The following is a 22655-nucleotide window of genomic DNA, read 5'->3' on the forward strand; positions in this document are numbered from 1 at the left end:
GTTACCCTGGATGCCATGACTGTTTCTGATGGCATCCAGGTACGTGACGCTCACCTGCACAATCTGCGCAACGTGGATGTGGACATCCCGCGCGGGACGCTGGTGGCGGTAACGGGGGTTTCGGGCTCTGGGAAGTCATCGCTGGCCTTTGGCACTATCCACGGGGAGGGGCAACGGCGTTACCTGGAGTCGGTGGCGCCGTTTGCGCGTCGTCTGATCGGTTCTGCCGTTGACCCGCAGGTGGGTTCAGTGGAGGGCCTTCCGCCAACTGTGGCGCTGGAGCAGTCCACCTCCGGCGGTGGGGCGCGCTCGACGGTGGGGACGGTTTCCGCGTTGTCCAACAGCATCCGTTTGCTGTATTCGCGCGCCGGCGATAACCCGAAGGGCCTGTATTCGGATTCCTTTTCGCCGAATACGCCTGAGGGCATGTGTCCGACGTGTCAGGGCACGGGTGTGGTGCATGAGCCGACTGAGGCGTCGATGGTGCCGGACCCAACGCTGTCGATTGAAGCTGGCGCAATTCAAGCCTGGCCCGGTGCCTGGGCGGGTAAGAACTTTCACGACATTTTGCAAACCCTAGGCTATGACCTTGATAGCCCGTGGCAGGACCTGTCGAAGAAGGACAGGGACTGGATCCTGTTTACTGATGAGCGCCCTGTGGTAACCGTGAAGCCGGTTCGCGGCGCGGATCAGATTCAGCGAAATTACAAGGGGACGTGGCGTTCCGTGGCCTCCTATCTGACTACCACGTTGGCGGAGACGCAGTCGGATACGCTGCGCAAACGCGTGCTGTCCTACATGGAGTCGCGCGTGTGTGAGACCTGTGGCGGGCGGCGCCTAAACCCTGAGGCGCTAAAGGTGACGTATGCCGGGATGCCTATTGATCAGCTTGGCGCGTTGCCGCTTGACCGCGTCTATGAGGTGTTGGATGCGCAAACGCCGAAGGCAGGCTCGGCGGAGGATTTGCTGCTGAAGCAGATTCTGCCGGCGTTGCAGTCGGCGCTGGATTTGGGGCTTGCGCACTTGAGTCTGGACCGGCCTGCACGCACGTTGTCTGCTGGCGAGCTACAGCGCATTCGTTTGTCAGCGCAGCTGCGCAGCGGCCTGTTCGGTGTGGCGTATGTATTGGACGAGCCGTCCGCGGGACTACACCCTGCAGAGCGCGATGCGGTGCTCAACATTTGCCGCCGCTTCATTGCCGCTGGCAATTCGGTGCTGCTTGTAGAGCACGACATGAACCTCGTGGCCCAAACCGACTGGTTGGTCGATGTCGGCCCGCTCGCCGGTGAACGTGGCGGGGAGGTGGTCTACTCCGGTCCCACCAGCGACTACAGCGGCGATGCCCCCACCGCCCGTGCTCTTGCTAACAGGAGCCTTTTGCTTAACGACGCCCCACGTAACCCGCAAGGCACCCTCTCCCTGGAAGGGATCCGCGCACGCTCCATTGACGGCCTGGATGTGGAATTCGGCTTGGGCCAATTCACCGCGGTAGCTGGTGTGTCTGGCTCTGGTAAGTCCACGCTGGTCTCCACCGTGCTCGCAGGTGTGCTTCGCGCAGCGACCAACACAGCAAACTCGGCCACGGATGAAGATGGGGAAGGGGTGGATGAGGGTACATGGGGCGTCGATAAGCAAGAAGGCACCGACGCTGTCAACCGAATCGTGCAGATCACCCAAAAGCCGATTGGGCGCACGCCGCGCTCAACGCTGGCCACGTACACCAGTCTTTTCGACGCAGTACGCAAACTCTTCGCCGACACCGACGAAGCCAAGCGACGCGGATGGAGCGTGTCGCGGTTTTCCTACAACGTCAAGCAAGGCCAATGCCCAACCTGCGGGGGTGCGGGCAAGATCGAGGTGGAGTTGGTGTTCCTACCGGGTTCCTACACCACGTGCCCGGACTGCGGCGGCGCTCGCTACAACGACGAGACCCTCGAAGTGACCTGGCAGGGGATGACCATCGCCCAGGTGCTGGACCTGACCGTTGATGAGGCGGCCGAGGTATTTGCAGACGAGCCGAAGATCCTGCGTGCAGTAGAAACGCTGCAGGCAGTGGGCTTGGGATATCTCCGCTTGGGTCAGGGTGCGCCGGAGCTTTCCGGCGGCGAGGCGCAACGCATCAAGCTGGCAACCGAGCTGCAGCGCGCGCGAAACTCGCGGCGCGGCCACACCGTGTACCTGCTGGATGAGCCGACAACTGGCCTGCACCCGGCCGACGTTGCACTGCTGGTGGCAGAGCTCAACAGCCTTGTTGATGCCGGGCAGACCGTGATCGTGGTTGAACATGATCTTTCGGTAATCGCGCAGGCAGACCGCGTGATTGAGATGGGCCCAGGTGCGGGTGCCGAAGGCGGTCGAGTGATTGCGGACGGCACGCCGGCTGAGCTTGCGTTATGCGACACCGCGACGGGGCGGGTGCTTGCGCAGCGCATGGGGTAGTTGCGTAAAAAATTCTGCGAAATACGTGAAATGTTGCGTAGCTCACTGTACGGTGCGAGTTGTTATTGTCCCATCAACCAAAGGAACTTCGAATGCGTACTCGCACTCTCGCCGCGACCTTCCTGGCCACTTCCCTCATTCTGACTGGCTGCTCTGACACCGGCAGCAGCACTGGCGGTTCCGCAGACTCGAACGCAGCGGGCGAAGCCAACGTTGACTTCGTAACCATCGCAACCGGCGGCACCTCCGGCCCGTACTACCAGATCGGCGCGACCATGTCGCAGATTCTGAACCGCGAGCTGGGCGCAGATTCGTCCGTGCAGGCCACCGGTGCGTCGGTAGAGAATGTGCAGCTGCTGTTGGACGGCAACGCTGAGGTTGCCTTCGCCATGGGCGACGCAACCCGTCAGGCAATTGAGGGCACCGGCCCGTTCGAGGGCAAGGGCGGCGCATCTGACCTGAAGGCCATTACCGCCCTGTACCCGAACTACGTGCAGATTGTGACCACCGCTGGCTCTGGCATCCAGTCGGTGGAGGACCTGAAGGGGAAGCGCGTTGGCGTGGGCGACAAGAACTCCGGTGTGGAGCTCAACGCCCAGATGATCCTTGAGGCCTATGGCATGAGCTACGAGGACATCAGCGAGGACTTCCTGTCCTACGCAGACTCCATCGACCAGATGAAGAACGGCCAGATTGACGCTGCGTTTGTTACCTCCGGTTTGCCGAACTCCTCCGTGATGGACTTGGCAACCACCGCTGACGTGGTTGTTATCCCGATCGAGGGCGCGGGCTTTGAGGCGCTGCAGGCAAAGTATCCGTTCTTTGACAATGCACCGATCCCTGGTGGCACCTACGACCAGGAAGAGGATGTCATGACCGCGGCCATTACCAACCAGCTGCTGGTGTCCCCGCACCTGTCCGATGATGAGGTGTACGCGATCACCAAGGCACTGTTTGAGAATCTCGATGAGATTCAGGGTGCGCACAACGCTGCCAAGAAGATCACCCTTGACTCTGTCGAGGATGGTCTGGCAACTGAGCTGCACCCGGGTGCGCGCCGTTACTTCGAGGAGGTTGGCGCACTCTAAGTAGTGTGTCCTGCTTGTGGCCAGTTTTCGGCGTAGCGTTTTTGCCGCAGTTACCGCACTCGTTGTGGTGATTGCGGCGCTCGCTTTCCTTGGGACGCAACTGCGTGAGCCCCACTTGGTTGTCTCTGACCAGAAAAGTGGGGCGACGTTGTTCGACGCTCCCGTTGCTGAGGTTTCCTCAATGGAACTGGCGTGGATCCACTCCATTGAGAAAACGCCGTGGCGGGAACGTTACGAGATTGGCCGCGATGGTCTGCAGCTGACAGATGTGTATTTGAAGTCTTACGGCGCAGGCGCCCCGACGGATATCGGTGGAACCACCACTGTTGAAAACGGCGAGGTTCACATTGCTGATCTTCACCACCAATACAAGGAAGTGACCTGGGTGCACTCCCAGGCAACGCACCACACCTTGACCGTGTCATACACAGATGCACGAGCCCCGTTTGTTCTTACAGATGACCTCCCGGAGCGGGTGTTTCTCAAGGCAACGGTTGAGCGACGCTAACAATTCAATGAAAAGGCAATTCCATGTCAACGAAGATCACTAATCCCAACGATGGGAAAAATACTGACACTGTTGATGTGAAGCCGGATGCTCAGGCGATTCTGGAAGAGTTTGACCGTGAGTCACGCCAGCGCAGCTTCACGTCCCGCCCGCTAGCTATCGGGCTGACCATCTTCGCAGTGGTTGTGTCGCTGTACCACATGTACACGGCATACTTTGGCACCCCTCCGGTACTGATCCACCGCTCAATACACGTTGCCATGATCCTGGCGCTTGCGTTCGCCATGTACCCGCCGGTGAAGAAGGCATCTCGAACCAAGATCCCGTTCTATGACGTGATCTTGATCCTGCTGTCTATCTCCACCGCGGTGTATGTGTACTTGAACTATGACGACATTGTGCGCCGCGCGGGTGTTGCCACCATGTGGGACGTCATCATGGCGGCAGTGTTGGTGCTGCTTGTGCTTGAGGCAGCACGGCGTATCTCTGGGTGGGCGCTACCGATCCTGGGCGTGCTGTTCGTGCTCTATGCGGTGTTCGGCCGCGAGATCCCCGGCATGTTCCGCCACCGCGGGTACAGCTGGGATGCCACGTTTAACTTCCTCTACCTGACCACCGAGGGCATTTACGGCACCGCTATCGGTGTGGCTGCGTCCTACATCTTCCTGTTCGTCCTGTTCGGTGCGGTGCTGCAGAAGTCGGGCATGGGCCAGTTCTTCAACGACATTGCGCTAGCGCTGGCAGGCCAGTCTCGTGGCGGCCCGGCAAAGGTGGCGGTTGTTGCCTCCGGCTTCCTTGGCTCCATCAACGGTGCTGCGGTGGCAAACGTTGTGACCACCGGTGCGTTTACCATTCCGCTGATGAAGCGTGTTGGCTACAAGCCAGTGTTTGCCGGTGCGGTTGAGGCTTCTGCGTCCGTGGGTGGTCAGATCCTGCCGCCGATTATGGGTGCGGCGGCCTTCATCATGGCGGAAACCCTTGGCATGCCGTACCGCGACATTGCTATCGCGGCACTGATTCCAGCGCTGTTGTACTACCTCGGCGTGATCGCCCAGGTGCACTTGCGCGCCACCCGCGATGGCCTGAAAGGTATTTCTCGTGAGAACCTGCCAGCCGTTGGCGAGGTGCTCAAAGAGCGCGGCCACCTGATGATTCCGCTGCTGTTTTTGATCTACATGCTGTTCTTCACCGGCCGCACTATCTTGCTGTCCGCGCTGCTGACCATCTTGGTCACGGCCGTGGTTGCGCAGCTGCGCAAGACCACCCGCATGAGCATCCAGGACATGATTGACGCACTTGCAGACGGCGCGAAGACCTCCGTGTCTGTGTCCATCGCCTGTGCGGCTGTCGGCGTGATCGTGGGTGTGGTGACGCTCACCGGCTTCGGCGTGAAGCTGGCAAACGCCATTGTGACCATTGGTGCAGGCAACCTGCTGTTCTCTCTGATCCTGACCATGATCGCCTGCATCATCCTCGGCATGGGCCTACCGTCCATTCCGACCTACATCATCACCGCCACCATGGCGGCACCGGCTCTGGGTCAGCTGGGTGTGGAGCCGTTGGTTGCGCACCTGTTCGTGTTCTACTTCGGCCTGTTTGCAAACATCACCCCGCCGGTGGCGCTTGCATCCTTTGCCGCAGCAGGCCTGTCGGGTGCGGATCCGGTCAAGACTGGTTTCCAGTCCATGCGCCTTTCACTTGCCGGCTACATCATTCCGTTCATCTTCGTGTTCAACCCGGCGATGCTGCTGCAAGACGTCACCGCTGGCCAGGCAATCCTGGTTGCGATTACCGGCACCGTTGGCGTGCTTCTGCTTTCGGTTGCCGTTGAGGGCCATTTCATGGTCAACGCCAACCCGATTGTGCGTGTTTTGTTCGCCGCGGCGGCGCTGACGATGATGGCGCCCGACCTGATGACCGACGCAATCGGCCTTGGCATTGCAGTCGTTGCCATTGCTATTCAGTGTGTCGCTGCGAAGAAGCAGGACATGCTTTCCATCAGGAATATTTAGCGGAACTGATTCCACCACCACGCCTGCCACTCGGCCACATCCGGGTGTGCCGGTGGGGTGGTGGTTGTCGTTTCGGTGCATAGTTGGTCAACCGGGCTGATTCCGTGCAGTGAATTACAAAACCACAGGGGGTGGGTGGTTGCGTGCTCCAGCGTCAACGGCCGACTGATCACTCGCTTCCCAAGCTGCTTTGCACGGGTAGTGATCTGATGCAGAGTCACGCTGGGAAGTTTGGTTCCCTCCGGCACCACCAGCGCATCTCCGTCGAAGGAAAGCAACGCGCCGGTAGTGGTTTCAAGCAGAGCACCTTGCGTATCCACGATCACCACATCATCCGTCCCCGCAACCCCAAAGCGGCTGCGGTGGGTGCGAAACGCACTGAAGTCGGGGCCTTTGACTTCAGGCTGGGTGCGTGGGTCGGGAGCTTGCACATACGTAAGGTTCGTGGTGGGGCGTGGGGGTGGGGCAACGCGGACGTCCAGAAGCAAAAGACCCTGAGAAAGGGCGATGCGGGGGAAGAACTCCCCGTGGGAGAGCAGCGGCAGCATCGCGTCGACAAACCCTGCCGGTAGCGGGCCGGCGCTCCGGCTGAAGCGGACGAGATGCAGGTCCAGACCGTTGGTGCGGCCGTTGATATGCCGCCAAGAATCCGCAACGTCGATGGGGCCGTCGGGGAAGTCACGGGGGATAAACTCGCCGTGCCAGGCGTACTTGGCAGGATAGCTAGTCATTCCACGCCCCCAACACAGCCTGGGCTTTCAGGTTGCGCTCTGCCAGCTCGGCTTTCGGGTCTGAATCCAGCACAATCGCTCCGCCGGCGCCCACCGTCAGTTCGTTTCCTTGACGAACTGCAGTGCGGATAACCACTGAGAGATCCGCCTGTCCGTCATATCCCATATAACCCAACACGCCCGAGTAGACGCCGCGCGGGCCATCCTCCAGCTGGTCGATGATCTCGCATGTGCGCAGCTTCGGCGCACCGGTCATGGAGCCGGGTGGGAAGGTGGCACGTATGGCGCTGATAAGCGAAGCACCCGGCTGCAACTGACCGGTGATGGTGGAAACTAGCTGGTGCACGGTGGCGTAGCTTTCCACCTGCATGAGTTTTGGCACAGTGACGGTGCCGGGCGTGCACACGCGCGAGAGGTCATTGCGCAGCAAATCTACGATCATGAGGTTTTCAGCCCGCGTCTTCGGGTCCCTGGTGAGCTCCGCCGGATCCTGGTCGGCGGCGATCGTGCCCTTGATCGGCTTGGCCTCAACGGTGTTACCGCGCACGGTGAGGAAACGCTCAGGCGACGCGCTGCAAACCTCCACGCCGTCGAAGCACAGATGCGCGGCGTAGGGCGCCGGGTTGTGCGCCCGCAAATCTGCGTAGATATCGCCTTCGGCGTGCGCCGTGATGGTGTCCGTCAGGCACACCTCGTAGCTCTCGCCGGCGTGGAGAAGCTCCTGGGCTCGGGCGATGCGCGCTTCGTAGTCATCCGTGCGCCACGTGCCGGTACTGACGCTGGCTGGGGCTTGTTCCGGAGGTGTAGCAGACGGTGTAGCAGTGAGCGCGCTGTGGAGGCGGCTGAGGAGGCTGTCCGTCTCGGGGCCCTCAAGGCTACACAGGTGCGCGGTTTCCTCCTGGTGGTCGTACACAATGAAGGACTGCGGCCGTACAAAGAACGCATCCGGGTACGGGGAGCGGTGACGCAGCGTGATCGGCATGGTCAGCTGCGCACACTCGTACCCCAGATAGCCGATCATGCCGCCGGTAAACGGGAGGTCTGGGGCGTTGACAATCGGCGTGGCCAGTTCACGCTCCAGGGTCTCCAGGATGTCCGGGCCTTCGGCGTCGCCTACGGAATAGGTAAAGGTGCGCGAGAGCGGACCTTTGGCGTCTCCAATGATGCTGTAGCGTCCGCGTGGGTCGGCGGAGTCGAGGAAGAAGGCGTTATGGGTGCCGCAGTTACGAAGAGCCCGAAACACCCGCTGACAGTCAATCTTTCCGGGCACCGTTTTGTGCACCAAGCGCCAACCACCAAGGAAGTTTCGCATGAGCTGGTGGCCATGCTGCGACAACACCGACTCCGGGTGAAACTGCACGCCCCAATGCTCAAGACCGTCAATCTTCAGCGCCTGCACAACGCCATCTTCACTCCGCGCATGAACAGTGACACCCTGGGGGTTTTCTACATGCAGCGAGTGGTACCGCACCGCCTGGAAATCCTGCGGGATCCCTTTGAAAATGCCCTCGCCCGAGTGGTGAATCGTGGAGACGAAACCATGACGAGGCTCCGGCGCACGGGTCACAGAAGAACCGGCGAGCAGCGCCAGCCCCTGATGGCCCAAACAGACACCGATCAGAGGGACATTGGCGTGCGCGGCGGCCTCGATGACGCGCCGGGAAGCTCCGAAGTCCTCCTCTTTGCTCGGAGTACCTGGTCCCGGGGAGATAACCACATGGCTGAACTCGCCCGCGCGGATACGATCCGGCAGATCATGCGCCTCACCAGCGGGCACAACCTCAGGCGCAAACCCGGCTACCTCCGCAATCAGGTGTGCGAGGTTAAACGTGTAGGAATCGTAGTTATCAACCAGCAGAATCATCGCAAGGGAATGCTACCCCCACAAAACACCAAACCCCGGACAGCACCGGAAGCGTCGTGCTCCGTGGTGCTGCCCGGGGTCAGAAACCCGTGTTAGGAAACCCGGCTACTTAGCAATCGGGGTGGGTGTGATGTCCCAGACTTCCTCCGCGTAGTCGCGGATGGTGCGGTCCGAGGAGAAGCGGCCGGATTCACAAATGTTGATCCAGCACTTGCGTGCCCAATCCTCAGGGTCTGCGTAGTAGTCAGCAGCCATGCGGTCGCGGGTCTCGCGGTAAGAGGCGTAGTCACCGAGGACGTAGTAAACATCCGGGTCGTCGAAACCGAAGCCATCCAGAAGCGACTGCTTCAGATCGTGGAACAAGCCGGTGCCCTGGTCATCCAACGTGCCGTTGGTCAGTGCGTCCAGAACGCGCATAAGCCCCGGGGTCTCCTGTGCTGCCTGGCGCGGGTCGTAGGTGCGCTTGAGCTCCGGCAGCTCTTCTTCCAGAGCGCCGAAGATGTAGGCGTTTTCCTGACCAACCGCATCCACAATCTCAACGTTGGCGCCGTCCATGGTGCCAAGCGTGAGCGCGCCGTTCATCATGAACTTCATGTTGGACGTACCGGAAGCTTCCTTGCCAGCCATGGAGATCTGCTCGGAAACATCCGAGGCCGGGATGATGCGCTCTGCGGGGGAAACGTTGTAGTTTTCCACGAACACCACGCGGATGATCTTGGACACCTCAGGGTCATTGTTCACCAGCTCACCGATGGTGTTGATGAGCTTGATAATGCCCTTGGCCAGCACGTAGCCCGGTGCGGCCTTCGCGCCGAAGATGAAGGTGCGCTTCGGAATGTCACGCTCACCGTCTTCCTTGATGCGGAAGTACAGGTCCAGCACGTACAGGGCGTTCATCAGCTGACGCTTGTACTCGTGCAGACGCTTGATCTGGGTATCAAAGACGGAATCCGGATCAATCTCAACACCCTGGCGGTCCATGATCCATGCGGCGAAGTCCTGCTTGTTGGCAGCCTTGATCTCACGAAGCTCGCGCAGCACCTCCGGGTTATCAGCGTAAGTGCGCAGCTCCTTGAGCTTGGACAGGTCGGTTACCCAGTCATCATTACCAGCCAGTCGATCAAGCAGCGCGGACAGGCGCGGGTTGCACATGCGCAGCCAGCGACGCGGGGTCACGCCGTTGGTCTTGTTGTTGAAGCGCTCCGGATACAGGTCGTGCCAGTAGCCCAAGGTGTCGCGCTTAATAATTTCGGTGTGGATCGCAGCCACGCCGTTGACAGAGTAGGAGGCGTAGCAGGCAATCCACGCCATGTGCACCATGCCGTCGTGCACCGGGGAGTAGCGGTGTGCCAGCTCCGGGCCGATGCCCTTTTCCTCCATGTCGAGGCGGTAGCGGCGGTCAATCTCCTGCACAATCTCCCAGATGCGCCAGAACAGCTGCTTGAAGATGGACTCTTCCCAGGTCTCCAGCGCTTCCTGCAGCACCGTGTGGTTGGTGTAGGCGAACGTCTTGGTGGTGACCTCCCAGGCGTCCTCCCAAGACATATCGTGCTCGTCCAAAAGCAGGCGCATCAGCTCAGGGATAGCCAACACCGGGTGAGTGTCATTGAGCTGAATCGAGTTGTACTTGTGGAAGTCACGCAGGTCATCACCGTGGTGGGCAACGTAATTGTCCACCAGCTCCTGCAGCGACGCGGAGCAGAAGAAGTACTGTTGGCGCACGCGCAGCAGCTTGCCCGCGTAGGAGGAGTCGTTCGGGTACAGCACACGCGTGATGTCATGGACAGCCTCGCGCTCCAGAATTGCGTCGGTGAAGCGCTGGGAGGAAAACGCGTCGTAGTCGAACTCGTGCATCGGTGCAGCGTCCCAAAGCCGCAAGGTACCCACGTTGTCCGTGCCGTAGCCGGTGATCGGCATGTCATAGGGGATGGCACGAACCTGCATGTCATCAAACTTCACAAAACGCTGCTGCGTGCCGCGCTGGATGATGAACGGGTAGAAGGACTCCTTCCAAGCATCCGGGTGTTCCTTCTGGAAGCCGTCCACGAACTCCTGGCGGAACAGGCCGTAGCGGTACAGCAAGCCGTAGCCGGTCAGCGGGTAGTCCTGCGTCACGGCGGAATCTAGGAAGCAGGCTGCCAGACGGCCCAGGCCACCGTTACCAAGTGCTGCGTCGTGCTCGGCCTCCAATACGTCTGAAAGCTCGTGGCCCATGGAACGAGTCAGTTCCTGGGCTTCCTCAACAAGACCCAGGTTGGTCAGGTTGTTCAGCAGTGCGCGGCCCTGCAGAAACTCTGCAGAGAAGTACGAGGCCTGACGGCCTGCGGCGTAGGTTTCGCGCGTGGCCTCCCAGTTCTCTGCAATCTGCTCCACCACGGCGGCGGAAAGACCAGTCCAGAACTTCTTCACCGTCGAGGTCTCCGGCGCGCGGCCGGAGAAGCTCTTAACGTGGCCCGCGAGAGAATCTTGAAGCGCAGGCTGAGATGCGTGCGTATTCGCTTGAGTGCTCATGGCTCCCAAGCCTACCGGCGTCACACGATTTACTCAGCGTTGCTCCGCGCCGGTACCCAGAACGCTCAACACAGCGACCAAACCAGCCTCCGTGGCGGAGCGGATTGTTGGCTCGTAATCCGGCAAAAACGTCGGCATGTGATTGACCGGAATGTTGCCTCGGCGGAAGTCTGCTTCAGGCGTGCAGCCGACCAGCCAGAAGAAGTAAGGCACATCAAACGCGGCGGGGATCGCTGGGAAATCCTCCGACACGGTCTTCGGGTCCGCGGTCACAGAGCGCGGTCCGAAGTGGGCATCTAGGAGGGGGCGAATGGAGGAGAACACCGTGGCGTCATTAGTCAACAGCTCCCCATGGGCGAAATAGGAGATCGTCGGCTGTGCATCAATACCGGAGGCAATCACTTCGGCGCGCACCACGCGCTCAATTGCGGCGTAGACGCGGGCCTTGACCTCGTCGGAATAGAAGCGGCAGTTCAGCACCAGCTCCGCGGAGCCCGGGATGATGTTGTTCGTGCTGCCGGCGTGCATGGATGCGACGGTGACCACGGCGAAATCAGCCGGGTTTACCTCCCGGCCAACGATGGCCTGCAGGCGGGTGATGATCATCGCGGCGGTAAACGTCGGGTCGATCGACTCGTGCGGCATGGAGCCGTGCGCGCTGCGGCCAGGGATGGTGATGCGGATGGAGTCACACGCGGCGAACTGTGGGCCGGGTTTGCTCATCACCTCGCCGGCCAACCCTGGCATGACGTGCTGGGCAAAGCAGATGTCAGGGGCAGGGATTTTCTCGCGCAGTCCGTCAGCCACCATCGCCGCAGCGCCCTCACCGGTTTCCTCCGCCGGCTGGAACAGTGCCACAAACGTGCCGGACCAGTGCTCCCGAGCCCGGTCCAACATGTCGCACATGCTCAAAAGCGCAGTGGTGTGAATATCGTGGCCGCAGGCGTGCATTGCGCCGTTGGTGGAGGCGTACGGCACGCCGGTTTCCTCCACAACCGGAAGCGCATCAAAATCCGCGCGGTGCAACACCACCTTGCCCGGCCCGTTTTCAAACACGGCGCAAATGCCGGTGCCGCCGATGGGAGTGATCACGCGGCAGTCGAAGCGCGTGAGCTCCTCTACTATTCGGCGCTGCGTTTCCACCTCCCGCATCGCAAGTTCCGGGTGCATGTGCATCCACTCGTAGACATCGCGCTGCCAGGCAGCGTCTATGGGGTACTCACGGATCAGGTTGGAAACGGTGCGGGCAAAATCGGCCACTTGTTATTCACTCCCTTTCAGCATTGGGTTGTATTTCAGCACGTTGCGCTCCACCCCGCACTCAGCGGCTATGCGGATGCCCGGCGCGATCGCGCCTTGATCACGCAGGCGGTACAGGTTGGTCACCAGCCGGTCGCGCACGTCAAAGGGTGAAAGCGTGTTGACGTAGATCTTTGTCCCGCCCTCAAAACCTGCCACTGTGGACAGGCGCCATTTCAGATTCACGCGCCACGGCATGGGCACATCTAGGTCCACTGGGCGGTAGTGCCACTCCTCGTTGCAGGCAACATCCGGGCCGGTTGCGGCGTGGATTGCGTGGAGAAGGTCAGAAAAGCCACGCACCTCCTCGTCGCTTTGCAGCCACGGCTCGCACGTTGCGGACTTGGAGTACACGCTGGCGGTGGGGTAGCGGTGGCCAATACCGGCGACAACAACGGCGTAGTCATTTTCCGCAATCACCAAGTTGTGCTGTTGGGCGAAGTTCACGCCAACCTCGTTGTATAGGTTCAGGTTCTGGCGCAGTTTCGCAATCTCCAGATCGGCGTTCACGCCGCGCTCATCGATTGCCACCAGCTGCTTGTGCAGGTGTTCAAAGCTTGCGCCGGCGGCGGCCAGCCAGTTCTGGAACACCACTACGTATGGGCTGTAGGGGTTGGATGCTAAGAGGTTACGCAAAGCGTCGATAGTAAAAGCGATAAACGCGTGGTGCTCCTTAGGCGTGAGGGTTCCGGAGCTGGCGAGTTGGGAGTCATCGCTGGCGCCGTCGATAAAGTGCCTTCGGGCAATGATCACGTCATGGCCGCCGCCGAAGTAGGCGGGAACAATGGCCTGAAGCTCCTCCTCAGTTGGGTCGGTGCTCATGCCGGAGGCAGCTAGGCGAGTGCGAGCGATGGCGTACACGTGCTCACGGCCTGCATGGTCCGCCAGGTAGGCCTCCATGTGGGCGCGGCGATCCGCGGCCATTTCGTAGCCATAGTTTTGTGCCCAGTAGTCATAGGAGACGATCTCAAAGAGGTTGGGCACACGGCGAAACTCCGCCTGCGTTGTCTCCAGCTGATCCGGGAACTGATCCCGAAGAATCTCCCAACCACCTGCCGTGCGTACCATCCGTGACTTCTCCGGCGGGGTAGCTAGCAGACGCGCCTGGCAGAAATTACAGGTATCCACATGCGCGTTCGGACCCAACGGCTCCGGGTCCGTCTTACGCGCACTCAGCGGCCGGTTGCCGCGCCCAGGCACTGTCCACACCTGCGTGCCGGTAAACGGGCTGAACTGTTTCACCGTGCCGTCAGCCATGGTGGACAACGCGGATCTGGCTGAAGAGAGAGGGAAAGGCATGCCTTGCACACTACTCGCGCTAGCCTTGGCTCCATGCCGAAGATTCGTTTCGATGTCCTCGTTCCGCCCGCATACGCCCCCGAAATCGGAGCAGCATTCAGCCGAGCACTCGACATCCTGGTGCGCCGGGAGATGCTCACCGCCGCCACAGTGGTTGAAGAGGGCATCGTGCTTATCGACGCCGCGTCGCACACCCAACTTGCCGCCACCTACGAAACCGACCGTGGCGTAAGCGCCGAAGAGGACGGCGCCGAGGTCCACCGCTACCTCATCGATGCGGAAGGCGCCGACAGCTACAACCGCCTTGCCATGGGGCTATCACGCATCCTGACGCCCAAAGCCACACTGCCGGATGACCCGGCAGCACTCGAACAGCAAGATCAGTTCGAAGTGCCGTCCGTCTACCCCTGGATGGTGGAGATATTGAGGTAAGCCACGGCGATCTCACGGCCAGCCTGGATCAGCTGCTCGCGCACATCAGTGCTGTCTGACAGTGTGACCGCGATCGGATCTACGCCCGCCATCTTCGGCACTTCGGCGTTAAATGCTCCCGCAGCAATGGCAACAACCGCTTGCGGATTGTGCTCCGCCACCAAATCGCACAGCGTGCCAACCACCTTGCCAGTGGCGGTCTGGGAATCAAACGCGCCCTCGCCCGTAATCACCAACGAAGCGTCCTGCAACGCATCCACCACACCATTGGCTTGCGCAACTACGCGCGCGCCGGGCTGGATGCTCACGTGCTCGGTATTGCCGTGCAGCAGGGTGGACAGCCAGGTAATGCCAATGCCCACGCCACCAGCTGCACCAAGGCCCGGGGTGTTGGGGTCAATACCCGCAACGTCACACAGGGTGGCAAGACCTTCGTCCAACACGGCGACGTCTGCAGGCGAAGCTCCCTTCTGCGGGCCGAACACGGCTGCCGCACCGTCGGCGCCACACGCGGGTGCCGACGTGTCTGTCAGCAGCACCCATTCCACCGCGCCGGCGGGGATGTTCACCTTGGCAGTATCCAGATCAGCGATTTCACGCAGATGTCCGCCACCCGGGGAGAGCTGGTATCCAGCGGCGTTTAGCGGGTTCGCGCCAAGGGCGACCAAAATACCCGTGCCACCATCAACGGTGGCCGATCCCCCCAGTCCGAGCACGATGCGGGTCGCGCCGCGCGTCTGGGCGTCTGCAATCAGCACGCCAGTGCCATAGGTATCTCCAGTCATCACCACCGGGGAATCAGCCACGGCCGGCAGGCCGGAAGCAGCAGCGACATCGATAAACGCAGTAGTTGTTGCAGCGTCATATGTGTAGGTCGCCTCAGTCAGGCGGCCAGCCGCATCCGTGGTGGGCAAGGTAATGCGTTCGCCTTCAAACAACGTGGAAGTGCCTTCACCGCCGTCTGCCATCGGGGCGAGCAAAACCTCTGCGTCCCGAATAATCTCGCGGACACCCTCGCCCAGCCACTGTGCGGCATCTTCCGCGCTAGCCGTGCCTTTGAACGCATCGGGAGCAATGACAACGCTGGCGCTGCGTTCCTCCTCAACAGGAGCGCTTGGGCGGGAAGAAGTGGTGAAGCTCATATTCCTTGTAACCTCAAAAATGAAAAAAATGTGTGTGAGTGAACAATATAGGGCTAAAGTTTATCGCGGCACGGTGTAAAGACATCCCGGCTTGAGGTACAACCCGCCGCCGTATGAGCCTGCTGCAAAGTTGAGAACTGAGATTATGGAGGTTGCCCGAAATGAGTGCAATTGATCAAGAGGTAGCTGGCTATTACGACAAACTGCTGAAGCGCAACGCAGGTGAACCGGAGTTCCACCAGGCTGTTGCAGAGGTGCTGGACTCGTTGAAGATTGTCCTGGAGAAGGACCCGCACTACGCAGATTATGGCCTGATCGAGCGCCTGTGTGAGCCAGAGCGCCAGATCATCTTCCGCGTGCCGTGGATGGATGACAACAACAACATTCGCGTCAACCGCGGTTTCCGCGTCCAGTTCAACTCCGCACTGGGCCCGTACAAGGGTGGCCTTCGCTTCCACCCAAGCGTGAACCTGGGCGTGATTAAGTTCCTGGGCTTCGAGCAGATCTTTAAAAACTCCCTGACCGGCCTGCCCATTGGCGGCGGCAAGGGTGGCTCGGACTTTGACCCGAAGGGTAAGTCCGAGGGCGAAATCATGCGTTTCTGCCAGTCCTTTATGACGGAGCTGTGGCGCCACATCGGTGAGTACCGCGACGTACCGGCAGGCGATATCGGTGTTGGCGGCCGTGAGATCGGCTTCCTGTTCGGCCAGTACCGCCGCCTGGTCAACCAGCACGAGTCCGGCGTGCTCACCGGCAAGGGCTTGACCTGGGGCGGTTCCCTGGCACGTACGGAGGCAACCGGCTACGGCACGGTGTACTTCACCAACGAAATGCTCAAGGCTAAGGGCGAGTCGCTCGACGGTGCGCGCGTGATCGTGTCCGGCTCCGGCAACGTGGCTATCTACGCCATTGCCAAGGCCCAGGAGCTGGGCGCAACCGTGGTCGGTTTTTCCGACTCCTCCGGTTGGGTAGAAACCCCGAACGGTGTGGACGTTGAGCTGCTGCGTGACGTCAAGGAACGCCGCCGCGAGCGCGTTTCCGCCTACGTTGAAGGCGCAACGGGTGCCACCTACCACGAGGACGGTTCCATCTGGGACCTCAAGGCAGATGTGGCACTGCCGTGTGCAACGCAGAACGAGCTGAACGCTGACCACGCACGCACCCTGATTGCCAACGGTGTGCGCTACGTGGCAGAAGGTGCGAACATGCCGTCCACCGCTGATGCCGTTGAGGTCTTCCGTGAGGCAAAGATCAGCTTCGGTCCGGGCAAGGCAGCCAACGCCGGTGGTGTGGCTACCTCCGCACTGGAGATGCAGCAGAACGCATCGCGCGATTCCTGGAGCTTCGATTACACGGATGAGCGCCTGCACAAGATCATGTCCAACATTTTCAAGGTGACAAAGAACACCGCTGCTGAATATGGCCGTGAGGGCGACTACGTTGTGGGCGCCAACATTGCGGGCTTTACCAAGGTGGCTGACGCCATGTTGGCGCAGGGCGTGATCTAGCGTCTGATCTAGGGCGGTTTGTGGGGGCAACGGAGCGTCGTAAAGCAAAATGCTCCGTTTGCGCCGTAGTGTTTGAGGCATGTACCGCGTTTTTGAAGCTCTCGATGAACTTGTCCAAACGGTGGAGCAAGCCTACGGCGTGCCCATGACGTCGAACTGCATGGTGCCGCGCAACGAGATGCTGGCACTTCTGGATGATTTGCGTAACGCGCTTCCAGAAGAGCTAGATGATGCTCAGGACGTACTGGACAAGCAGGACGAGATCCTGCGCGGCGCTCAAGAGCGCGCTGATGACCTGGTATACGGGGCAGAAGATGAGGCGCGCAGGCTTGTAGACGATGCGCATGCAAAGTATGACTCCATGCTGGCTGATGCGCAGGAGCAGGCCACTATGCTGGTGTCCAACGCGGAAAATGACGCTAACGCGCTGGTAGGGCGGGCTCGTGAGGAGGCGGATACCACCGTCGGCCGTGCGCGCGAGGAAGCCGATCGCTTGGTTGAGTCCGGTAACCAGGAATACCAGCGCAGCGTTGATGAAGGCCTCGCCCAGCAGCAGCGTCTGGTCTCAGAATCCGAGGTCATGCAGCGTGCAGATGAAGAGGCACGCCGCCTAGTGGAGCAGGCCAACGTGGAATCGTCCCGCCTGCGCTCTGAGTGCGACAGCTACGTGGATGCGAAGTTGGCGGAGTTTGAAGAGTCCCTGTCTTCGGTACTGCGAACGGTCAGCTCGGATCGTTCCGCATTGCGTCGCGGCGCTGGAGTGTCTGGTGCGCAGCGAGTTGATGCTGGTCACGAGCAGCCTGAGCGTTACCCAGCGCGTGAGAGGACGCGTCGCCCGCGCACCAACTAGTGTGTAAGGCGTTATGTCTGAAAATCCCTTCATCATTAATGTTGCTGACGCCCTGTATGGCGACGGCATGCCGGTTACGGTGACCCAGACTGGGCCGTCGCCGTCGCGTATTGGTCCGGAAATGATTGCTATCCCCGAAGGGGAAACCGTCACGGTGGAGGCCACGGTAATTCCGCTCGGCTCGGGCGTGATGGTTGATGCCACCGCTACCGCAACCTTGACAGGGCAGTGCGTGCGTTGCTTGAAAACGCTGAACCCGACGGAAAGCATCCGGATTGAGCAGGTGTTTTCTACCAGCGATGCGTTCATTACTGGAGACGCAGAGGTGGATGAAGACACGGGCTCTGGCAATGAAATCAAGTCTGTTGTGGACGACAACGTCGATCTGGAGCAGGCCTTTATCGATGAGGCCGGGTTGAGCTGGCCGTTTAACCCGACGTGTGAGCCGGAGTGCGACCACGACTCTGATGTCCCTGCACCGGATGGTGTTTCGGGCGAGGAGCAGGAGCGAGTGGATCCACGCTGGGCTGGTTTGGAGAAGTTCCTGTGAGCCGGTCTCGCAAGAAGCGGGTAAGTGGTGAGGAAGCGTGGCAGCTGGCCTATGATGCGGTGGATCACACCCCACTGATCGAGGCGCTTGGCTTGCCGCTGTCAGATGAGGCGCTGAAGTTGGCGCTGACGCACCGTTCGTTTGCTAATGAAAATGATCACTTGCCAAACAATGAGCGTTTGGAGTTTTTGGGTGATGCGGTTCTCGGCCTGTCTGTGGCCACCAAGCTTTTTGAGCTGTACCCGACCCGTCCGGAGTCTGAGCTTTCCCCGATGCGTGCGGCGATTGTGTCGCGCTACGGCCTTGCGGATGTAGCTCGTGAGATCAACCTTGGCCCGCATGTGATTATTGGCAAGGGCGAAGAGGTCACCGGTGGTAGGCAGAAGGAGTCCATCCTGGCCGATACCACCGAGGCACTCTTTGGCGCGCTGTACTTGGAGCATGGCTTTGAGCCGGCGCGTGATGTGGTGCTGCGTTTGTTTGATTCGAAGCTGCGCACCGCCACGGCAACGAGCCGTCACCATGATTGGAAGACTGATCTGCAGGTGCGTCTGGCGGAGTTGAAGCTGCCGGTAGCTGAGTATTCAGCGGTAGCGCACGGCCCGGAGCACAACCAAGTGTTTACAGCTGAGGTTCGTATAGACGGTGAGGTTCGCGGCACTGGCAAGGGCCCGAACAAGAAGCTGGCTGAACAAGAGGCTGCACACAAGGCGGTGCGCTACCTGCGCGACCACGTGTTTGAGGTGTAGCGTGCCAGAGCTGCCCGAGGTTGAGGTTGTTCGCCGCGGTTTAGATGAGCTTGCAGTTGGCCGCACGTTTGGTGCTGTTGAAGTGCTGCACCCGCGTGCGGTGCGCGGCAACACTGTGGATCTCACCCAGGTCTTGCCGGGGCTGAGCATTTCCGGCACCGGCAGGCGAGGGAAATTTTTGTGGCTTCTGCTTAACAACGGCCGCGCGTTACTCACCCACCTGCGCATGAGTGGACAAATGCTTGTGGGTGCTCCTGGGTTTACCCAAAGCCCGCACGTACGCATCCGGGCAGAGCTGCTTGCTCCCGGCCAGGAGCCCTTGGAGCTTGCGTTTGTGGATCAGCGCACGTTTGGGTTCTGGCAGTACGCCGAGCTAGTTGAAGGAATTCCGCGCCCAGCGCTGCATGTTGCGCCGGATCCGTTTGACCCCGCGTTTGATCTGCGTGAGGCGGCGCGCAACGTGCGGCGGAAGAATTCACCTGTGAAGTCGGTGCTGCTCAACCAGGAAGTGGTCAGCGGCATCGGGTCCATCTATGCCGATGAGGCGATGTGGGCGGCACGGATCAAACCGTGGCGCACTGCGCGCACCATGCGCCAGCGTGACGCAGAAGCCGTGCTTGAAGCCTCGCGTGATGTGATGGCGCAGTCGCTTGCCAGAGGTGGGACCAGCTTTGACGCCTTGTACGTGAACGTCAACGGTGAGTCCGGAAACTTCCTGCAGTCCCTTCACGCCTATGGGCGCGCAGGTGAGCTGTGTGCGCGCTGCGGCACCCCAATTGAGCGGGTAATGGTGGGGCAACGCTCGAGTTTTTTCTGCCCAAGTTGCCAAGTGCTCTAGATCACTCGCTAAACTGCCGCCTATGGATTCCGCCTTTTCTTTTGTAGACGGCACACTTAACGGCTTCATCTGGAGCCTGGTGCCATGGTTCCTTGTTGCGGCCGGTGTGTACTTCGGTCTGCGCACGTTGTTTGTGCAGTTCCGCCTGTTCCCGGCAATGCTGAAGGCTGTTGCAGAAACCCCGAAGGGGAAAGACCGTGAAGGTCGTGACCTGGATGAGGAATACGGCGGCCTGTCCGCGTTCAAGGCATTCACTATTTCTGCTGCCTCGCGTGTAGGCACCGGCAACATCGCAGGTGTGGCGCTGGCTATCTCGATCGGTGGCCCAGGTGCGGTGTTCTGGATGTGGATGCTGGCGTTGCTTGGTGGCGCGACCGCGTTTGTGGAGTCGACTCTGGCGCAGCTGTGGAAGACCAAGGATGCAGACGGCAACTACCACGGTGGCCCGGCGTATTACATGACGCGAGGGCTTGGTTGGCGCCCACTGGCTGTGTTGTTCTCCGTCTTCTTGGCCTTTACCTACGGCTTTGTCTACAACGCGATTCAGACCAACTCCATCGTGGAGGCTGTCGGCGGTTCCTTGAACAGTGACTCGATGCAGCTAAAGGCAATCGTTGCTGCCGTGATCGCAGTCTTGACCGCGTTGGTGATTTTCGGCGGTGTCACCCGTATTGCGTCGTGGACGCAGGTCATCGTGCCGTTCATGGCTGGTGCCTACATCTTGATGGGTGTTTGGGTGCTTGTGGTCAACATTACTGAGATCCCCGACATGTTTGCCATGATCGTGGGCCACGCGCTGGGTATCCGCCAGGTTGCTGGTGCTGGCGTGTGGTTGGCGTTTACGCAGGGTATGCGCCGTGGTTTGTTCTCTAACGAGGCCGGTATGGGGTCGGCGCCGAACGCTGCGGCAACGGCAACCGTGTCCCACCCGGTAAAGCAGGGCTTGGTGCAGACCCTCGGTGTGTACTTTGACACCCTGCTGGTCTGCTCCATTACCGCTTTTGTGGTGCTGCTCGGCCCAGCCGTGGACTACGGCATGGACGATATCCAGGGTGCTGCACTGACACAGTCCGCACTCGCCGACTCCGTGGGCGCGTGGGGCGCGCACGCTATCACGTTCATTCTGTTCTTCCTGGCGTTTAGCTCCGTGATTGGAAACTACTACCTTGCGCAGGCAAACCTGGAGTACCTCACCTCCTCCAAGACTGCGATGACGGTGTTTCGTCTCGTGGTCATCGGCTTTGTCATCTTCGGTGCGTTTGGCTCTGTGCCGCTGGTGTGGGCGCTGGGCGACACCATGGCAGGTCTGCTCGCGCTGTTTAACATCATCGCGATCATCCCGCTGGGTGGTGTGGCCATCAAGCTGCTGAAGAACTTCAACGAGCAGCGCTCCAAGGGTGTGGACCCGGTATTCCACCGTGACATGCTGCCGGAGATCAAAAATGTTGAGTTTTGGGATGGGTCCGACCCGGTGACCCGCCGTAGCGCCGAGGACCGCGTTGCCTTGCGCAAGGAAGGCAAGGATGCCTAAGACCCGCATGACGGCCCACGTCCGCGGACATGTCCAAGGCGTGGGTTTTCGCTGGTGGACGCGCTCGCGTGCGCTGGAGCTCGGCCTAGCTGGCTACGCCAAGAATCTTGTGGACGGACGTGTGGAGGTTGTGGCTGAGGGGGATGCGGTGGGCGTCGATAAGCTAAAAGCCCTGCTAGAGGAACAACCGAGTTCGGCGAACCGGCCGGGCCGCGTGGATGGGGTACAGGCTCAGTACAGTGAGCCGAAGGGGGCCACCGGATTCGAGGAGCGTTGATGGAAGCACAACAGTTCAAAGATGCGATGAGCCAGCTTGCGGCGGCGGTGACCATTGTGACCACCGGAACCGAAGAGGCACCGCATGGTACGACGGTGAGCGCGTTTATGTCGCTGTCGCTGGATCCGCCGATGGTGCTGGTGAGCCTGGATCAACGCTCTTCACTGTTGCAGCAGCTGACGGTGGGTGCACCGATTGGCATCAACGTCCTGTCCACGGAACAGGGCGATCTGGCTCGCCGCTTTGCGGACAAGAGCGTGGACAGGTTTGAAGGTGTGAGCTTTTCGGTTGTGGACGCCGCGCCGAAGCTTCCCTGCAACCACACCTGGGTCGCAGGTACCGTTAACCAACTGATCGCGGTCGGGGATCACGTGCTGGTTGTGGTGGACGTGGAAAACGCTGAAGTGAACTCCAACCAGCCGCTGCTGTACTGGCAGCGTGAGTTTGGCACGCACGGCACCATCGAGCCGGGAGACGTGCGCGCCCAGGCGGTCGAGCCGTAACCGACTGCTTGGCTACGGGTTTTAGGCCTGTTGGTTGTGCTGGGTGGCGGTGTTTGCTGGAGTGGCTTGTGCAAAGCTTAGGAAGACCTTTAGATGTGCGCCGGTAGCTCGGGCATAGCGCTGCAGCGTTGACAGCTGCGGGTCAGTTTCGCCGCGCTCCAGGTCAGAGATAGCTGACTGGGTTGTTCCCATAACTTCGGCGACGTCGCGCTGGGACATGCCGGCTTGTTTTCTGCCAGCTCGCAATGCGTCAGCAAGGCGCATCCGAGTTTCTGCGTCTTCCGCTGCCTCAGTGATGTCTGGGTCAGTGAATAATTCCTCGAAGTCGAATTCTTCGGAGTTGGAATCGCGGTATTGAGTGGTGTTCATAGTCGCCCCCTTGCAGCGTATCTGTCATAGCCGATATTACAGTAATGATCGGCGTGGGCCGATATCTGACCGTGATTAGTTTCTATTCCGCCAGTTTTTAAGTCGCTGCTCAGCCTTCTGGAGTTCGGTCTTAGGTGTCTTTCTTTGGTTTTTGA

General features: G+C 60.3%; 20 protein-coding genes. 13 read left to right on the forward strand and 7 right to left on the reverse strand.

Annotated elements, in window-relative coordinates; genetic code table 11:
• The first annotated feature begins 15 nt into the window (after nt 1-15).
• The 4 genes from HMPREF3104_RS10450 (at nt 16) to HMPREF3104_RS10465 (ending at nt 6047) form a co-directional block, all read left to right on the forward strand.
• Nucleotides 16-2439: an excinuclease ABC subunit UvrA gene (locus tag HMPREF3104_RS10450; protein ID WP_070495772.1), complete on the forward strand. Its 2424-nt coding sequence runs from the start codon at nt 16-18 to the stop codon at nt 2437-2439.
• 92 nt (nt 2440-2531) lie between these two features.
• The gene (locus tag HMPREF3104_RS10455; protein ID WP_070495774.1) at nt 2532-3527 is read left to right on the forward strand and encodes a TAXI family TRAP transporter solute-binding subunit; all 996 of its coding nucleotides are present in this window, start codon (nt 2532-2534) and stop codon (nt 3525-3527) included.
• A gap of 16 nt (nt 3528-3543) precedes the next feature.
• Nucleotides 3544-4035 carry a DUF1850 domain-containing protein gene (locus tag HMPREF3104_RS10460; protein WP_052203745.1) on the forward strand — a complete coding sequence of 164 codons (492 nt, stop codon included), beginning with the start codon at nt 3544-3546 and terminating at the stop codon, nt 4033-4035.
• Between the two features lie 23 nt (nt 4036-4058).
• Complete coding sequence (locus HMPREF3104_RS10465) at nt 4059-6047, forward strand: TRAP transporter permease (RefSeq protein WP_052203747.1); 1989 nt, start codon at nt 4059-4061, stop codon at nt 6045-6047.
• On the opposite strand, the gene HMPREF3104_RS10470 is transcribed toward HMPREF3104_RS10465, so the two are convergent.
• From HMPREF3104_RS10470 to HMPREF3104_RS10490, 5 genes are all read right to left on the reverse strand, one after another.
• Nucleotides 6044-6778, reverse strand: a complete 735-nt coding sequence (locus tag HMPREF3104_RS10470; RefSeq protein ID WP_070495776.1) for an aminotransferase class IV — start codon at nt 6776-6778, stop codon at nt 6044-6046. The two genes, HMPREF3104_RS10465 and HMPREF3104_RS10470, sit on opposite strands and share 4 nt — an antisense overlap.
• A complete protein-coding gene (locus HMPREF3104_RS10475; protein ID WP_070495778.1) occupies nt 6771-8642 on the reverse strand; it encodes a chorismate-binding protein in 1872 nt (623 codons plus the stop codon). The genes HMPREF3104_RS10470 and HMPREF3104_RS10475 overlap by 8 nt, the downstream gene beginning before the upstream one ends.
• Before the next feature lie 105 nt (nt 8643-8747).
• Nucleotides 8748-11153, reverse strand: a complete 2406-nt coding sequence (locus HMPREF3104_RS10480) for a glycogen/starch/alpha-glucan phosphorylase (RefSeq protein WP_070496036.1) — start codon at nt 11151-11153, stop codon at nt 8748-8750.
• Nucleotides 11154-11186: 33 nt separating this feature from the next.
• On the reverse strand, nt 11187-12413 hold the full coding sequence (locus HMPREF3104_RS10485; RefSeq protein ID WP_070495780.1) for an amidohydrolase: 1227 nt from the start codon (nt 12411-12413) through the stop codon (nt 11187-11189).
• Nucleotides 12414-12416: 3 nt separating this feature from the next.
• Complete coding sequence (locus tag HMPREF3104_RS10490; RefSeq protein ID WP_070495781.1) at nt 12417-13751, reverse strand: DUF4921 family protein; 1335 nt, start codon at nt 13749-13751, stop codon at nt 12417-12419.
• Between the two features lie 33 nt (nt 13752-13784).
• Between HMPREF3104_RS10490 and HMPREF3104_RS10495 the strand changes: the two genes are divergently transcribed.
• The gene (locus tag HMPREF3104_RS10495) at nt 13785-14183 is read left to right on the forward strand and encodes a hypothetical protein (RefSeq protein ID WP_070496037.1); all 399 of its coding nucleotides are present in this window, start codon (nt 13785-13787) and stop codon (nt 14181-14183) included.
• On the opposite strand, the gene HMPREF3104_RS10500 is transcribed toward HMPREF3104_RS10495, so the two are convergent.
• Complete coding sequence (locus HMPREF3104_RS10500) at nt 14153-15325, reverse strand: glycerate kinase family protein (protein WP_070495783.1); 1173 nt, start codon at nt 15323-15325, stop codon at nt 14153-14155. The two genes, HMPREF3104_RS10495 and HMPREF3104_RS10500, sit on opposite strands and share 31 nt — an antisense overlap.
• Nucleotides 15326-15486: 161 nt before the next feature.
• Here HMPREF3104_RS10500 and gdhA point away from each other — a divergent pair, with 161 nt between their 5' ends.
• The 8 genes from gdhA to HMPREF3104_RS10540 all read left to right on the forward strand — a co-directional run bounded on the left by gdhA (nt 15487) and on the right by HMPREF3104_RS10540 (nt 22131).
• Nucleotides 15487-16833: an NADP-specific glutamate dehydrogenase gene (gene gdhA, locus HMPREF3104_RS10505; RefSeq protein WP_070495785.1), complete on the forward strand. Its 1347-nt coding sequence runs from the start codon at nt 15487-15489 to the stop codon at nt 16831-16833.
• Nucleotides 16834-16912: 79 nt separating this feature from the next.
• Entirely contained in the window at nt 16913-17683 is a 771-nt protein-coding gene (locus tag HMPREF3104_RS10510) for a DivIVA domain-containing protein (protein WP_070495786.1), read from the forward strand.
• A gap of 13 nt (nt 17684-17696) precedes the next feature.
• Nucleotides 17697-18233: a YceD family protein gene (locus tag HMPREF3104_RS10515; RefSeq protein WP_070495788.1), complete on the forward strand. Its 537-nt coding sequence runs from the start codon at nt 17697-17699 to the stop codon at nt 18231-18233.
• Nucleotides 18230-18982 (forward strand): ribonuclease III, encoded by a 753-nt coding sequence (gene rnc, locus HMPREF3104_RS10520; RefSeq protein ID WP_070495790.1) that lies wholly within the window; start codon nt 18230-18232, stop codon nt 18980-18982. Before HMPREF3104_RS10515 ends, rnc begins: the two co-directional genes overlap by 4 nt.
• A gap of 1 nt (nt 18983) precedes the next feature.
• Nucleotides 18984-19820, forward strand: coding sequence for a bifunctional DNA-formamidopyrimidine glycosylase/DNA-(apurinic or apyrimidinic site) lyase (gene mutM, locus HMPREF3104_RS10525; protein WP_070495792.1), 837 nt, complete (start codon nt 18984-18986; stop codon nt 19818-19820).
• Nucleotides 19821-19842: 22 nt separating this feature from the next.
• A complete protein-coding gene (locus HMPREF3104_RS10530) occupies nt 19843-21351 on the forward strand; it encodes an alanine/glycine:cation symporter family protein (RefSeq protein WP_070495794.1) in 1509 nt (502 codons plus the stop codon).
• Nucleotides 21344-21628 (forward strand): acylphosphatase, encoded by a 285-nt coding sequence (locus tag HMPREF3104_RS10535; protein WP_070495796.1) that lies wholly within the window; start codon nt 21344-21346, stop codon nt 21626-21628. The genes HMPREF3104_RS10530 and HMPREF3104_RS10535 overlap by 8 nt, the downstream gene beginning before the upstream one ends.
• On the forward strand, nt 21628-22131 hold the full coding sequence (locus HMPREF3104_RS10540; protein ID WP_052203779.1) for a flavin reductase family protein: 504 nt from the start codon (nt 21628-21630) through the stop codon (nt 22129-22131). Before HMPREF3104_RS10535 ends, HMPREF3104_RS10540 begins: the two co-directional genes overlap by 1 nt.
• 21 nt (nt 22132-22152) lie before the next feature.
• Here HMPREF3104_RS10540 and HMPREF3104_RS10545 read toward each other — a convergent pair whose 3' ends face one another.
• Nucleotides 22153-22500: a helix-turn-helix domain-containing protein gene (locus HMPREF3104_RS10545; RefSeq protein WP_052203780.1), complete on the reverse strand. Its 348-nt coding sequence runs from the start codon at nt 22498-22500 to the stop codon at nt 22153-22155.
• Nucleotides 22501-22655: the final 155 nt, after the last annotated feature.

Origin of the sequence: Corynebacterium sp. HMSC30G07, assembly GCF_001806945.1 — a bacterium.
Taxonomy (GTDB): Bacteria; Actinomycetota; Actinomycetes; order Mycobacteriales; family Mycobacteriaceae; genus Corynebacterium; species Corynebacterium riegelii.